Annotated in this window: 18 protein-coding genes; 13 read left to right on the top strand and 5 right to left on the bottom strand. The window is 55.1% G+C overall.

Going from position 1 to position 13,960, the window contains the following annotated elements; all coding sequences use genetic code 11:
- Nucleotides 1-123 precede the first annotated feature (123 nt).
- The 8 genes from cvpA to hisP all read left to right on the top strand — a co-directional run bounded on the left by cvpA (nt 124) and on the right by hisP (nt 7,175).
- A complete protein-coding gene (gene cvpA, locus ACMGGX_RS03405) occupies nt 124-612 on the top strand; it encodes a colicin V production protein (RefSeq protein WP_000262116.1) in 489 nt (162 codons plus the stop codon).
- Between the two features lie 33 nt (nt 613-645).
- A complete protein-coding gene (purF, locus tag ACMGGX_RS03400; protein WP_024908947.1) occupies nt 646-2,163 on the top strand; it encodes an amidophosphoribosyltransferase in 1,518 nt (505 codons plus the stop codon).
- Nucleotides 2,164-2,252: 89 nt separating this feature from the next.
- Entirely contained in the window at nt 2,253-2,822 is a 570-nt protein-coding gene (locus ACMGGX_RS03395) for a UbiX family flavin prenyltransferase (RefSeq protein WP_029740194.1), read from the top strand.
- A gap of 291 nt (nt 2,823-3,113) precedes the next feature.
- Nucleotides 3,114-3,896, top strand: a complete 783-nt coding sequence (gene argT, locus ACMGGX_RS03390; protein WP_023312560.1) for a lysine/arginine/ornithine ABC transporter substrate-binding protein ArgT — start codon at nt 3,114-3,116, stop codon at nt 3,894-3,896.
- Nucleotides 3,897-4,122: 226 nt separating this feature from the next.
- A complete protein-coding gene (gene hisJ / locus ACMGGX_RS03385; RefSeq protein ID WP_023336423.1) occupies nt 4,123-4,905 on the top strand; it encodes a histidine ABC transporter substrate-binding protein HisJ in 783 nt (260 codons plus the stop codon).
- An 88-nt stretch (nt 4,906-4,993) separates the two neighbouring features.
- Nucleotides 4,994-5,680: a histidine ABC transporter permease HisQ gene (locus ACMGGX_RS03380; RefSeq protein ID WP_014832782.1), complete on the top strand. Its 687-nt coding sequence runs from the start codon at nt 4,994-4,996 to the stop codon at nt 5,678-5,680.
- Entirely contained in the window at nt 5,677-6,393 is a 717-nt protein-coding gene (locus ACMGGX_RS03375) for an ABC transporter permease (RefSeq protein WP_008502590.1), read from the top strand. Before ACMGGX_RS03380 ends, ACMGGX_RS03375 begins: the two co-directional genes overlap by 4 nt.
- An 8-nt stretch (nt 6,394-6,401) precedes the next feature.
- On the top strand, nt 6,402-7,175 hold the full coding sequence (gene hisP, locus ACMGGX_RS03370) for a histidine ABC transporter ATP-binding protein HisP (protein WP_023312558.1): 774 nt from the start codon (nt 6,402-6,404) through the stop codon (nt 7,173-7,175).
- Between the two features lie 162 nt (nt 7,176-7,337).
- Here the strand turns inward: hisP and ACMGGX_RS03365 are convergent, their stop codons facing one another.
- The 4 genes from ACMGGX_RS03365 to yfcG form a co-directional block, all read right to left on the bottom strand.
- Nucleotides 7,338-7,856, bottom strand: a complete 519-nt coding sequence (locus tag ACMGGX_RS03365; protein ID WP_420298036.1) for a GNAT family N-acetyltransferase — start codon at nt 7,854-7,856, stop codon at nt 7,338-7,340.
- A gap of 44 nt (nt 7,857-7,900) precedes the next feature.
- Nucleotides 7,901-8,794: a TIGR01777 family oxidoreductase gene (locus tag ACMGGX_RS03360; protein WP_033146089.1), complete on the bottom strand. Its 894-nt coding sequence runs from the start codon at nt 8,792-8,794 to the stop codon at nt 7,901-7,903.
- Between the two features lie 13 nt (nt 8,795-8,807).
- The gene (gene folX / locus ACMGGX_RS03355) at nt 8,808-9,176 is read right to left on the bottom strand and encodes a dihydroneopterin triphosphate 2'-epimerase (protein ID WP_023312555.1); all 369 of its coding nucleotides are present in this window, start codon (nt 9,174-9,176) and stop codon (nt 8,808-8,810) included.
- A gap of 75 nt (nt 9,177-9,251) precedes the next feature.
- Nucleotides 9,252-9,881, bottom strand: coding sequence for a GSH-dependent disulfide bond oxidoreductase (gene yfcG / locus ACMGGX_RS03350; protein WP_023312554.1), 630 nt, complete (start codon nt 9,879-9,881; stop codon nt 9,252-9,254).
- Between the two features lie 141 nt (nt 9,882-10,022).
- Here yfcG and yfcF point away from each other — a divergent pair, with 141 nt between their 5' ends.
- Genes yfcF through yfcD form a run of 3 tightly spaced genes read left to right on the top strand, consistent with a single transcriptional unit; the run spans nt 10,023 to nt 11,885 of the window.
- Complete coding sequence (gene yfcF / locus ACMGGX_RS03345) at nt 10,023-10,667, top strand: glutathione transferase (protein ID WP_420298035.1); 645 nt, start codon at nt 10,023-10,025, stop codon at nt 10,665-10,667.
- 56 nt (nt 10,668-10,723) lie between these two features.
- Complete coding sequence (gene yfcE / locus ACMGGX_RS03340) at nt 10,724-11,275, top strand: phosphodiesterase (RefSeq protein WP_181593558.1); 552 nt, start codon at nt 10,724-10,726, stop codon at nt 11,273-11,275.
- Nucleotides 11,276-11,330: 55 nt separating this feature from the next.
- The gene (gene yfcD / locus ACMGGX_RS03335; protein ID WP_023312551.1) at nt 11,331-11,885 is read left to right on the top strand and encodes an NUDIX hydrolase YfcD; all 555 of its coding nucleotides are present in this window, start codon (nt 11,331-11,333) and stop codon (nt 11,883-11,885) included.
- Between the two features lie 3 nt (nt 11,886-11,888).
- Here yfcD and ACMGGX_RS03330 read toward each other — a convergent pair whose 3' ends face one another.
- On the bottom strand, nt 11,889-12,908 hold the full coding sequence (locus ACMGGX_RS03330; RefSeq protein WP_420298034.1) for a LacI family DNA-binding transcriptional regulator: 1,020 nt from the start codon (nt 12,906-12,908) through the stop codon (nt 11,889-11,891).
- A gap of 234 nt (nt 12,909-13,142) precedes the next feature.
- On the opposite strand from ACMGGX_RS03330, the gene ACMGGX_RS03325 reads away from it, so the two are divergent.
- Nucleotides 13,143-13,586, top strand: a complete 444-nt coding sequence (locus ACMGGX_RS03325) for a PTS sugar transporter subunit IIA (RefSeq protein WP_023312549.1) — start codon at nt 13,143-13,145, stop codon at nt 13,584-13,586.
- 80 nt (nt 13,587-13,666) lie between these two features.
- Nucleotides 13,667-13,939, top strand: coding sequence for a PTS sugar transporter subunit IIB (locus tag ACMGGX_RS03320; protein WP_003861447.1), 273 nt, complete (start codon nt 13,667-13,669; stop codon nt 13,937-13,939).
- The last annotated feature ends 21 nt before the right edge of the window (nt 13,940-13,960 follow it).

The raw sequence follows: 13,960 nt of genomic DNA, 5'->3' as shown, positions 1-13,960 counted from the left end.
TTGAACATTTTTTCAGCGCCTTTTTTATTTACGCTCGGGAAGGAAATCCCTACGCAAACGTTTTCTTTTTCTGTTAGAATTCGCCCCGAACTGGATGACAGGGCGTTAAATCGTGGGACACATATGGTCTGGATTGATTACGCCATCATTGCGGTGATTGGTTTTTCCTGTCTGGTTAGCCTGATCCGTGGCTTTGTTCGTGAAGCGTTATCGCTGGTAACCTGGGGTTGTGCTTTCTTTGTTGCCAGTCATTACTACACTTACCTGTCTGTCTGGTTCACGGGCTTTGAAGATGAACTGGTCCGAAATGGAATCGCTATCGCGGTGCTGTTTATCGCAACGCTGATTGTCGGCGCTATCGTGAATTACGTGATAGGTCAGCTGGTCGAGAAAACCGGTCTGTCAGGAACGGACAGGGTGCTCGGGATCTGTTTCGGGGCATTACGAGGCGTGCTGATTGTGGCCGCGATCCTGTTCTTCCTGGATACCTTCACCGGGTTCTCCAAAAGCGAAGACTGGCAAAAATCGCAGCTCATTCCAGAGTTCAGCTTCATCATCAGATGGTTCTTTGACTATCTGCAAAGCTCGTCAAGTTTTTTGCCCAGGGCATAAACCCTGAGATGTGGCTTAACGAGGAAAAGACGAATGTGCGGTATTGTCGGTATCGCCGGTTTCATGCCGGTAAACCAGTCGATTTATGACGCGTTAACGGTGCTTCAGCACCGTGGGCAGGATGCTGCGGGTATCATCACCATTGATGCAAACAACTGCTTCCGTTTACGCAAGGCCAATGGCCTGGTAAACGATGTGTTTGAAGCCCGCCATATGCAGCGTCTGCAAGGTAATATGGGGATCGGTCACGTTCGTTATCCTACTGCTGGCAGTTCCAGCGCCTCTGAGGCACAGCCTTTCTACGTCAACTCACCGTATGGCATCACCCTTGCTCATAACGGCAACCTGACCAACGCGCATGAGCTGCGTAAAAAGCTGTTCGAAGAGAAACGTCGCCACATTAACACCACCTCTGATTCTGAAATTCTGCTCAATGTGTTCGCCAGCGAGCTGGATAACTTCCGTCACTACCCGCTGGAAGCAGACAACATCTTTGCTGCCATTGCCGCGACCAACCGCCAGATCCGCGGCGCGTACGCCTGCGTGGCGATGATTATCGGTCACGGAATGGTCGCCTTCCGCGATCCAAACGGCATTCGTCCCCTGGTGCTCGGCAAGCGCGACCTTGGCGATGGCCGTACCGAATATATGGTTGCCTCTGAGAGCGTGGCGCTGGATACCCTGGGCTTTGAGTTCCTGCGTGACGTTGCGCCGGGCGAAGCGGTCTATATCACCGAGAAGGGCCAGCTGTTTACCCGCCAGTGTGCCGATAATCCGGTCAGCAACCCGTGCCTGTTTGAATACGTTTACTTCGCCCGCCCGGATTCCTTCATCGACAAGATTTCCGTCTACAGCGCGCGCGTCAACATGGGCACGAAGCTGGGCGAGAAAATTGCCCGCGAGTGGGACGATCTCGACATCGACGTGGTTATTCCTATCCCGGAAACCTCCTGCGATATCGCGCTGGAGATCGCCCGCATTCTGGACAAGCCATACCGTCAGGGCTTCGTGAAGAACCGCTACGTTGGCCGCACCTTTATCATGCCGGGCCAGCACCTGCGCCGTAAGTCCGTGCGCCGCAAGCTGAACGCCAACCGCGCGGAATTCCGCGACAAGAACGTTCTGCTGGTGGATGACTCCATCGTTCGCGGCACCACCTCCGAGCAGATTATCGAGATGGCGCGCGAAGCGGGTGCGAAGAAAGTCTATCTGGCTTCTGCCGCGCCGGAGATTCGCTTCCCGAACGTGTACGGCATCGATATGCCAACCGCCAACGAGCTGATCGCTCACGGCCGTGAAGTGGATGAAATTCGCCAGATCATCGGTGCCGACGGCCTGATTTTCCAGGATCTGAACGATCTCATCGACGCGGTGCGTGCTGAGAACCCGGAAATTCAGCAGTTTGAATGCTCCGTGTTCAACGGTATTTACGTGACCAAAGACGTTGACCAGCAGTACCTCGACTATCTTGATTCTCTGCGCAACGACGATGCGAAAGCCGTTCAGATGCAGAACGATCTTGAAAGCTTAGAGATGCACAACGAAGGTTGATGTTCCGGCAGGTGAGGGCGAATGCCCTCACTTGCAACTCCCCGCAAAATCCTGCACAGTCTGCCCTGAAATCAGTAAGGGCGAAAATCATGAAACGACTCATTGTTGGGCTCAGCGGCGCCAGCGGCGCGATCTATGGCGTACGTCTGTTACAGGTTCTGCGTAACGTGGCGGAAGTCGAGACCCATCTGGTGATGAGCCAGGCGGCGCGGCAGACCCTCTCTCTGGAAACCGATCTCTCCCTGCGCGATGTTCAGGCACTGGCGGACGTGGTTCACGATGCCCGTGATATCGCCGCCAGCATCTCCTCAGGCTCGTTTAAAACGGCCGGCATGGTTATCCTGCCCTGTTCAATTAAAACGCTCTCCGGCATTGTGAACAGCTATACCGACACCCTGGTGACGCGCGCGGCGGATGTGGTGCTGAAGGAGCGTCGTCCTCTTGTGCTCTGCGTGCGGGAAACGCCGCTGCATCTCGGTCATCTGCGTTTAATGACCCAGGCCGCCGAACTTGGGGCCATCATCATGCCGCCGGTTCCGGCGTTTTATCATCGCCCGACCTCGCTGGATGACGTGATTAATCAGACCGTTAACCGCGTGCTGGATCAGTTTGACATCGACCTGCCCGAAGATCTCTTCACCCGCTGGCAAGGGGCCTGATTCTGTGCACAAACAGAGTGCATGAAAAGAGACGTTGCCCTGTTTCAGGGCAATTATGCAACGGCGATCATATCCTCGACATTTAATTCGTTTTTTCCCTTTTTCTCTTTCCGGTTCGTTCGGCAGACCTGCTATCTTTCACCATTAAGGCAATATCGCAACGTTTTATTAACATATTTAACGTCGAAGTTTTGACCAGACGGCAATGTGGCATAAGACCTGCAAGATGAAGCCTGCAACACAACACACAACACAATACATAATAAAATCACGGTACTTGAGGGTAAATGTATGAAGAAGACGGTTCTGGCTCTGTCTTTGCTCGTGGGGTTAAGTGCGGCAGCAGGTAGCTACGCAGCGCTTCCACAGACGGTTCGTATCGGTACAGACGCAACCTACGCGCCATTCTCTTCCAAGGATGCGAAAGGCGATTTCGTGGGGTTTGATATCGATCTGGGAAATGAAATGTGCAAACGCATTGCGGTGAAATGCACATGGGTGGGCAGCGACTTTGACGCGTTAATCCCGTCGCTGAAAGCCAAGAAAATCGACGCCATTATCTCTTCTCTCTCCATCACCGAAAAACGCCAGCAGGAGATTGCCTTCTCTGACAAGCTCTACGCCGCGGATTCTCGCCTGATTGCGCCGAAAGGCTCCCCGATTAAGCCAACCATCGACTCGTTGAAAGGCAAGCATGTTGGCGTGCTTCAGGGGTCGACGCAGGAAGGTTATGCCAATGCGACCTGGCGTGAGAAGGGTGTAGACGTGGTGGCTTACCAGAACCAGGATCTGATTTACTCTGACCTGGCCGCAGGCCGTCTGGATGCGGCATTCCAGGATGAAGTCGCCGCGAGCGAAGGCTTCCTGAAACAGCCTGCGGGTAAAGATTATGCGTTTGCGGGCCCGTCGGTGAAAGACAAAAAATACTTTGGTGACGGCACCGGTATTGGCCTGCGCAAGGATGATACCGAGCTGAAAGCCGCCTTCGACAAAGCCTTTGCAGAGCTGCGTAAAGACGGTACTTACGACAAACTGGCGAAGAAATACTTCGACTTCAACGTATACGGTGAATAATACCAGGCGCTAACGCACTGCAAAGGTGCGTTGCGGGAGTGGTTGACCCAATGCGGTGCATTTGTTGCACCGTATTGGATCGCTTTGTGCATACTTACGCATTTATAATGCAAAAATTCCCGCCTGAAGGGCATTAGTCTTTGCCTGACAGAGGGGATTGATGGCACATTAGCACCACCCCGTCGTCGTAAAAATCCCGTATGAAGACAGTTTGTTGAGGACAAATATGAAAAAACTCGTGTTGTCACTATCTCTGGTGCTGGCCTTTTCCAGCGCCACCGCGGCATTCGCAGCCATTCCGCAGAAAATTCGGATTGGTACCGATCCAACCTATGCGCCGTTCGAATCGAAGAATTCAAAGGGTGAACTGGTCGGTTTTGACATCGATCTGGCCAATGAGCTGTGCAAACGCATCAAAGCACAGTGTACCTACGTTGAGAACCCGCTGGATGCGCTGATCCCGTCCCTGAAAGCGAAAAAAATCGACGTAATCATGTCCTCGCTCTCCATCACCGAAAAACGCCAGCAGGAGATTGCCTTCACCGACAAACTCTACGCGGCCGATTCTCGTCTGGTGGTGGCTAAAGCTTCTGACATTCAGCCAACGCTGGAGTCGCTGAAAGGCAAACGCGTCGGCGTGCTGCAGGGCACCACGCAGGAAACCTACGGCAACGAACACTGGGCGCCGAAGGGGATTGAAATCGTCTCCTATCAGGGTCAGGAAAATATCTACGCTGACCTGACGGCAGGCCGAATTGATGCGGCATTCCAGGATGAAGTTGCGGCAAGCGAAGGCTTCCTGAAAACGCCGGTGGGTAAAGATTACAAGTTTGGCGGCCCGTCTATTAAGGACGTGAAGTTGTTTGGTGTGGGCACCGGTATGGGCCTGCGCAAAGAAGACAACGAGCTGCGTGAGGCGCTGAACAAAGCGTTTGCTGAAATGCGCGCTGACGGCACCTACGACAAGCTGGCGAAAAAGTACTTTGATTTTAATGTTTACGGCGGCTAATCGCCCCGTCAAATAACGTGCGGCCCCTCCCGATGTGGGAGGGGAAAAGACACGGTTCCACCACTCACGATACGACAGGGCTCGCGGTATGCTGTACGGATTTTCTGGCGTTATTTTACAGGGCGCGCTTGTCACCCTTGAGCTGGCTATCAGCTCCGTGGTGCTGGCGGTGCTGATAGGTCTGGCGGGCGCAGGGGCGAAGCTTTCGGCTAACAAACCGCTGGCGCTCATATTTGAAGGCTACACCACGCTTATTCGCGGCGTTCCCGATCTGGTGCTGATGCTGCTTATCTTTTACGGTCTGCAGATTGCGCTGAACAGCGTAACGGACGCGATGGGCATGGGACAAATTGATATCGACCCGATGGTGGCCGGTATTATTACCCTCGGTTTTATCTACGGTGCCTACTTCACCGAAACCTTCCGCGGTGCCTACATGGCCGTGCCGAAAGGCCACATTGAGGCGGCAACCGCATTTGGTTTTACCTCTTCACAAACGTTTCGTCGGATTATGTTCCCGGCCATGATGCGTTATGCGCTTCCGGGCATCGGCAACAACTGGCAGGTTATCCTCAAAGCGACAGCGCTGGTCTCGCTGCTCGGTCTGGAAGACGTCGTAAAAGCGACTCAGCTGGCGGGCAAGAGCACCTGGGAGCCGTTCTACTTTGCGGTGGTCTGCGGCGTGATTTATCTGGTCTTTACGACCGTCTCCAATGGTGTGCTGCTTCTGCTCGAGCGTCGCTACTCCGTGGGTGTGAAGAGGGCTGACCTGTGATTGAGATTATTCAGGAATACTGGAAATCGCTGCTGTGGACGGACGGCTACCGCTTTACCGGCGTGGCCATTACGCTCTGGCTGCTGATCTCCTCCGTGGTGATGGGCGGCATTCTGGCGGTGTTTCTTGCCATCGGCCGCGTGTCGAACAATAAATTTATCCAGTTCCCGATCTGGCTGTTCACCTACGTGTTTCGCGGTACGCCGCTGTACGTGCAGCTGCTGGTGTTCTATTCAGGGATGTATACGCTTGAGATCGTAAAAGGCACTGAGATGCTGAATGCGTTCTTCCGCAGCGGCCTGAACTGTACGGTGCTGGCGTTGACGCTCAACACCTGCGCCTACACCACCGAGATTTTCGCCGGGGCAATTCGCTCTGTCCCTTACGGTGAGATTGAAGCGGCGCGCGCGTACGGCTTTTCCTCAGTGAAGCTTTATCGCTGCATTATTCTGCCGTCGGCGCTGCGTATCGCGTTACCGGCGTACAGTAACGAAGTGATTTTGATGCTGCACTCTACCGCGCTCGCCTTTACCGCGACGGTGCCGGATCTGCTCAAAATTGCGCGCGATATTAACTCCGCGACCTATCAGCCGTTTACCGCGTTTGGCATTGCGGCGGTGCTCTATTTAATTATCTCTTATGTTCTGATTAGCCTGTTCCGTAAGGCTGAAAAACGCTGGTTGCAGCATATAAAACCTTCTTCGACGCACTGAGAAAGATGATGGCTGAGAACAAATTAAACGTTATTGATTTGCACAAACGCTACGGCGAACATGAAGTGCTGAAAGGGGTGTCGCTGCAGGCGAATGCGGGCGACGTGATCAGTATCATCGGCTCATCCGGCTCGGGTAAAAGTACCTTCTTGCGCTGTATTAACTTCCTCGAAAAGCCGAGCGAAGGCTCGATTGTGGTGAGCGGGCAGAATATTAACCTGGTCCGTGACAAAGACGGCCAGCTGAAAGTCGCCGATAAACACCAGCTGCGCCTGCTGCGTACGCGCCTGACGATGGTGTTCCAGCACTTCAACCTCTGGAGCCACATGACGGTGCTGGAGAACGTGATGGAAGCGCCGATTCAGGTGCTGGGCCTGAGCAAGCAGGAAGCCCGCGAGCGTGCGGTGAAATACCTGGCGAAAGTGGGTATCGACGAGCGCCAGCAGATGAAATACCCGGTGCATCTCTCCGGCGGTCAGCAGCAGCGCGTCTCCATCGCGCGCGCGCTGGCGATGGAGCCCGAAGTGCTGCTGTTTGACGAACCGACCTCCGCGCTGGACCCTGAACTCGTTGGCGAAGTGCTGCGCATCATGCAGAAGCTGGCCGAAGAGGGCAAAACGATGGTGGTGGTGACGCACGAGATGGGCTTCGCCCGTAACGTCTCGAACCACGTTATCTTCCTGCATCAGGGGAAAATTGAAGAGCAGGGGCACCCGGACGAGGTGCTGGCGAACCCGCAAAGTCCGCGTTTGCAGCAGTTCCTCAAAGGATCTCTGAAGTAAAGAGGGCATCAGCCCGCAGTGCTGCCCAATCGCCCGGTGGCGCTTCGCTTACCGGGCCTACGGACTGGGTGTTCTCCCTCTCCCTGTGGGAGAGGGTCGGGGTGAGGGCATCAGACCGCAGTGAAGCCTAATCGCCCGGTGGCGCTTCGCTTACCGGGCCTACTAATTCCGATGCCGGCCGGCATACTCCAGCCGATACACCCAGTCGTCATAGCGCACGCCGTCAATTTCATACGCCTTTTCCAGCACCTGCGTACGCACAAACCCTGCTTTCTCCAGCACGCGCACCGAACCGCCGTTATCCGCCAGCACATATGCGTTAATCGCTTTTACGCTGGTCTTGTTAAACGCGTACTCGCACACCGCGTGCAGCGCCTCGCTGGCAATCCCTTTTCCCTGCGCGGCAGGCACAACCGTATAGCCGATATCGGCCTCTTCACGATTCTCAGGGCTGATTTGCAGGCCAATATCGCCCAGCGGCGTATCGTCCACCAGAGAGCGGATCACGAAGATATGCTCCGCCATCAGCCGCGCGGCAAACACGCGGCGGGTCTCTTTTTCCGGCGCGATGGCGGCCATGTAGCGCATGATGCTGCGATCTTCACGCAGCGAGCGGAAGAAAGCCCAGTCAGTGGGTTCGAAAGGAGTGAGGTGAAGCCGGGGAGTGGTGATCGTTGCCATTGTTACGCCATATCTTCGGAACATGGCCTGTCACTGTAACATATTCACCGCACCACATCCCCCAGCGCCTCTTCTAATTCATACCAGCGGAACGCAAAGCCGGCCGCTTCCAGCCGTTTTGGCAGCGCCCGCTGTCCGCCTAATACCAGCACGGACGCTTCACCCATCATCAGGCGAATGACCGTGGCAGGCACGCGCAATATCGCCGGGCGGTGCAGGGCATGCCCCAGCGCGTGGGCAAACTGTTCATTACGTACCGGATACGGCGCAACCATGTTAAACGGCCCGCGCAGATCGTTATCCAGCAGCCAGAGAATACCGTTGACCATATCGTCGATATGGATCCACGCCAGGTACTGACGACCATTGCCGATAGGACCGCCGAGTCCGAGCCGGAAAGGGGGAAGCATCTTCGCCAGGATACCGCCTTTCGGCGCAAGCACGACGCCGGTCCGCAGCAGGCAGACGCGGGTGCGATCGCTCTGCGCCGCACAGGCGATACGCTCCCACTGGGCGCAAAGCTTGTGGGTAAACTCGTTATGCGGAGGCTCTTCCTCGGTCACCACTACCTCACCAAGATCGCCGTAATAGCCTACCGCTGAACCTGAAATCAGCACCGAAGGCGGCGTGTGGCTATTGCGGATCAGCTCGACCAGCTTTTCGGTAATATTCCACCGGCTGCTGCATAACAGCTGTTTTTGCTCTTCCGTCCAGCGCTTATCGGCGATGGGTTCACCCGCGAGGTTAATGACGGCGTCGAAGCCGTCCAGATTTTGCTGCTCGGCCAGATTTTTCCAGATATCGATACCCGCCCCCAGCACCTGGCGCGCCTTCTCCGGGCTGCGCGTGACCACGGTAATGTCGTGATGCAAGGCCTGCAGACGCGCAATGAGGTGACGACCAATAAGGCCCGTGCCGCCGGTCAGCAAAATCTTCATACAACCTCCAGGGTTACGCCTGGCGTCGCCAGCTTAGCGTCATGGAGACGGAATCGGCGTAGCGCAGGGCGTGAAGTTTATCGATCTCAACTTCAGCATAAGTGACCCAGTGATGTTCGCGTGCGATATCGAGCACATCCTGAGTTAATTTTTCCAGCAGAGAGAAGCGGTTATTCTCCACGTACTGAATGATGTTTTTGGTTATTGTGCGGTAGTTCAGCGCGTCGTTGATGTCTTCGCTGGCCCGCGCTTTGTCTGCGGGATAGTGAATTACCACGTTAATGACAATATCCTGACGGTTGGCGATCTCTTCCTCTTTGATTCCGATGAAGGTGCGCAAGCGTAAATTTTTTATACGAATAATAGCGTCTGGCTGTGACATTGCAGGTCTTCTCCGTGTCAGTATTTCACGCTCATCATACATGAGAGGCTCGCGGGCACCCAGCCTCATAGAGGGTTAAATCTGCTGGATTTTTTGCATCGCCCGCTCGGTGGCCGGGCGGGTCCGAATGCGCTCAAACCAGTTATTCACCGCCGGGTAAGCGGCCAGGTCAATTCGGTGTTTTTCATGCGTATTCACCCACGGCCAGCAGGCGATATCGGCAATACTGTAATGATCGCCCCCGAGCCACGGCGTTTTCTTCAGCCGACGGTTCAGAACGTCATACAGCCGTTGAGTCTCAACCTGATAGCGTTCGATCGCGTAGGGAATGGGCTGCGGGGCGTAAGCGGTAAAATGATGATTTTGCCCCAGCATGGGCCCCAGCCCGCTCGCCTGCCAGAAGAGCCATTGCAGGGTATGGTGACGCTCGCGCAGTTCGCCGCTCAGCAGTTTGCCGGTTTTCTCCGCCAGGTAGAGCAAAATTTCACCGGATTCAAACAGGCTCAGCGGCCTGCCCCCGTCCGCCGGCTGGTTATCAATAATGGCCGGGATTTTATTATTCGGCGAGATAGCCAGAAAGAGAGGGCTGAACTGTTCGCCTTTGCTGATATCCACGCGAATGATCCTGTAATCCAGCTCGGCTTCTTCAAGAAAGAGGGTGATCTTATGGCCGTTTGGGGTAGGGGCGTAATAAAGGTCGATCATTCTCAACTCCTGTCCATGCGAATAGTGGTGCCATGACAAATGAGTATAGGTGGTTGTTGTAAATCGTGAGTTTTCATCAAGTGACAGCGAGGCAAAGAGATTATATGTTGAGTAAAAACCCGATCAGCCGATGAGGATGTTATGAACCAGCCCGTAATCACGTTGTGGTCCGATGCGAATTTCTTTTCTCCCTATGTTATGAGCGTATACGTTGCGCTTGCCGAAAAAGGACTCACTTTTACGCTGAAGACCGTCGATCTCGACGGCGGTGAACATCTCAAGCCACAGTGGCAGGGTTACGACCTGACCCGACGCGTGCCGGTGCTGGAGATTGACGGTTTTGCCCTGAGCGAATCGTCGGCGATTGATGAATATCTGGAAGATAGGTTCGCGCCGCCCGAGTGGGAGCGCATCTATCCGCACGACCTGCAAAAACGCGCGCGGGCGCGGCAGATCCAGGCGTGGCTGCGTAGCGATCTGGTGCCAATTCGCGTGGAACGCTCAACGGACGTCGTGTTCGCCGGGGTGAAAAAGCCAGCGCTCAGCGCTGAAGGTCGTGAAAGCGCGCAAAAACTCATTGAAACCGCCACCTCGCTCCTCGCACACGGCAACCCGAACCTGTTCGGCGAGTGGTGCATCGCCGACGCCGATCTGGCGTTGATGCTAAACCGCCTGATCCTCAACGGCGATGAGGTGCCGCAGCTGCTGGTGGATTATGCCGCGTTTCAGTGGCAGCGCGCCTCCGTGCAGCGCTATGTGGCACTATCTGCCAGGCGCGTGGGCTGATAAGCCCGGACGCTTCAGGTATGATGGGGGCAGTCTGTTTTCCCGAGGAGTGACTGATGAAACTGATGTTTGCGTCGGATATCCATGGATCGCTGCCCGCTACCGAGCGTGTCCTTTCCCTGTTTGCACAAAGCGGCGCGCAGTGGCTGATTATTCTGGGGGATGTCCTCAACCACGGCCCGCGCAACGCGCTGCCGGAGGGCTACGCTCCGGCGCAGGTCGCGGAAAAGCTCAACCCGTTTGCCTCGCGCATTATCGCCGTTCGCGGCAACTGTGACAGCGAAGTGGACCAGATGCTGCTGCATTTTCCCCTTACCGCGCCATGGCAGCAGGTGCTGCTGGAACAAAGCCGCCTGTTCCTGACGCACGGGCATCTTTTTAGCCCGGATAATCTCCCGGCGCTCGCGGCTGGCGATGTCCTGGTTTACGGTCATACTCATATTCCGGTTGCTGAAAAGCGCGGTGAGATTTATCACTTCAACCCGGGATCGGTCAGCATACCGAAAGGCGGTTATCCAGCGAGCTATGGCATGCTGGATGGAAATACCCTGCGCGTTATCGCACTTAATGATCAGCAAGTTATTGCGCAGGTAGCGATTAATCCGTAAGTTACACCTCAACTGCAAACGCGCCGAAAGAGCGCTTAGAAGAGAAGGTTTCCCGATGGTGGAGCAGAGTCATTTGGCAAGTACAGAGTGGGTTGACATTGTCAGCGAAGAGAATGAAGTGATCGCGCAGGCCAGCCGCGAACAAATGCGTGCGGAGCGTCTGCGCCACCGCGCAACGTACATCGTTGTGCATGACGGTATGGGCAAAATTCTGGTCCAGCGCCGTACGGATACCAAAGATTTTCTCCCGGGTATGCTGGATGCTACCGCAGGTGGGGTTGTCCAGGCAGATGAAGTGCTGCTGGATTCCGCGCGTCGTGAAGCGGAAGAAGAGTTAGGTATCGCCGGCGTGCCGTTTGCCGAGCACGGCCAGTTCTATTTCGAAGACGAAAACTGCCGCGTCTGGGGCGGGTTGTTTAGCTGCGTCTCCCACGGGCCGTTCGCTCTGCAGGAAGAAGAGGTGAGTGAAGTCAGCTGGATGACGCCGGAAGAGATCACCGCGCGCTGCGACGAGTTCACCCCGGATTCGTTAAAAGCGCTGGCGCTGTGGATGACCCGCAACGCCAAAAACGAATCGACCAAATCAGAGAAAGAGGAAGAGGCTGAGTAATATTCAGCAACTCTCTCTCAGACACAGACTGGACGCGATGGGCTTTTGATCGCGCCAGTCACCGTCATTCAGACGCTCCAGCAACGCTTTCCCGGCTTCAATTCCAATCTTACGATGCGGCACCGCCATCGTCGTCAGCGGCGGCTGACAGACGCGGCTCACGTCGCTATCGCCAAAACCTACCACCGCCAGGTCGTCCGGCACCTTGATTCGCCTGCGCTGGCACTCGTACAGCGCCCCGCAGGCCAGCTCGTCTGAGACGCATACCAGCGCATCCAGCTCCGGCCACGCCAGCAGGAATTCAGGCAGCTGTGCCGTGCCGGTCGAGAAGCTCGGCGGCATCGCCGCGTTAATCACGCGGGTCGGCGACATATGGTGGCGAAGCATGGCTTTGTACCAGCCCTGCAAATGCTGCTGGAAAATCCACTGCTCCTGGTTGGCGCACAGCAGGCCAATATTTTGATAGCCGCGCTTAATCACCATTTCCGTGAGTTCATACATGGCCGCTACGTTATCAATCCCGATATTCATATCAATCGGGTCGGCGCGCATGGCGCCCATCTCCATCACCGGAATGGAGGCGTTTTTCAGCCAGTGGCGAACGGTATCGGTATGTTCAACGCTGAGCAGGATAGCGGCGGCAATATTCGACGCCAGCAGCGTCTCCAGCAACTTCTCCTCCTGCTCCAGGCGATGCTGGGATTCTGCCAGCATGATCTGATACCCGGCAGGCTGTAGCACCTGCTGTAGCCCGGCGAACATCTCCGAGCAGCCTGCTTCGGAGAGGTTAGGCACCACCATGGCTATCGTCCACGACGACGCCGAGGCAAGCGCGCTGGCGGCAAGATTAGGCATATAACCCAGCTCCTGCACGGCAGCTTCAATTTTTTCTCGTAGTTTATCGGAAACCTGTTCGGGCGTGCGGAGTGCACGGGACACGGTCATCGTGCCCACACCGGCAAGCTGTGCGACATCGGCGAGTGTCACTTTACCGGTACTGCGCCGTTTTCGGGTTAGAGACATACACCTTCCTGCTGACCAGACGCGTTCTTCATTTCCTTCGCTTCACGTGACAGGCAGTATACGCCTTAAATCCCTTTTTTTGCTGTGATTTAGCGCCGTGATTGCAATTTGATAGCGCTATCACATTTCTGCATGTTAAGTGTTGGTAGCGCTATCTTTGTGATCGCGATCGCAGTCATCCAGCGATGTGTTGAATAAAGTTTGCTCATCTTTAGCGTGTAGCGGGAGTGAAAAGTGCTCAAAAAATGGATATATGATACAACCATCACGCTGCAGGATAGCGTGGAAAACTGGCCGCAGGCGCTGGAGCTGTGCGCGAAGCCGCTTCTGGATTTGCAGGTGATTGAGCCTGAATACGTCACGGCCATCATCCAGCAGCACCACGCGTTAGGACCCTATTATGTGCTGGCACCAGGGCTGGCGATGCCGCATGCGCGGCCGGAGGAAGGCGCCAAAGGACTGGGGTTGTCTTTATTAAAACTAAAACAGGGCGTCTCGTTTGGTGCCGGTGAGTTTGACCCTGTCGATGTGATTATTATGCTCGCGGCACCGGATAAACATAGCCATATCGAAATGATATCCGCACTCGCAGAATTATTTTCCAGCGACGAGGATATGGAGAAACTGCATCAGGCGAATACCCTGGAGGAAATTAAAACGATTATTGACCGCTTCTGATTTAATTCTTTAATCCGATTATTCACAACATTACGCGACAGCGTGATGGGGCGTGCTCTACTCAAAATAAGGGGACAACAATGAAAATCATGGCTATTTGCGGCTCCGGCCTGGGCAGCAGCTTTATGGTCGAAATGAATATTAAAAAGGTGCTCAAAAAGCTGGAGATTGAGGCTGAGGTTGAACATTCCGATCTCTCCTCGGCCACGCCGGGCGCGGCCGATCTGTTCGTGATGGCAAAAGACATTGCGGCCAGCGCCAGCGTGCCGGAAAGCCAGCTGGTGGTGATTAACAACATCATCGACATCAACGAACTTGAAGCGCAGCTGCGCGCCTGGTTCGAAAGACAATAACCCTGATAAGGCGAGGTGGAT

It is taken from the genome of Enterobacter sp. BNK-29 (assembly GCF_048684785.1).
Lineage (GTDB): Bacteria > Pseudomonadota > Gammaproteobacteria > Enterobacterales > Enterobacteriaceae > Enterobacter > Enterobacter cloacae_M.
Note: the sequence above shows the minus strand (reverse complement) of the source record. Positions and strands in the feature narration are given on the sequence as shown.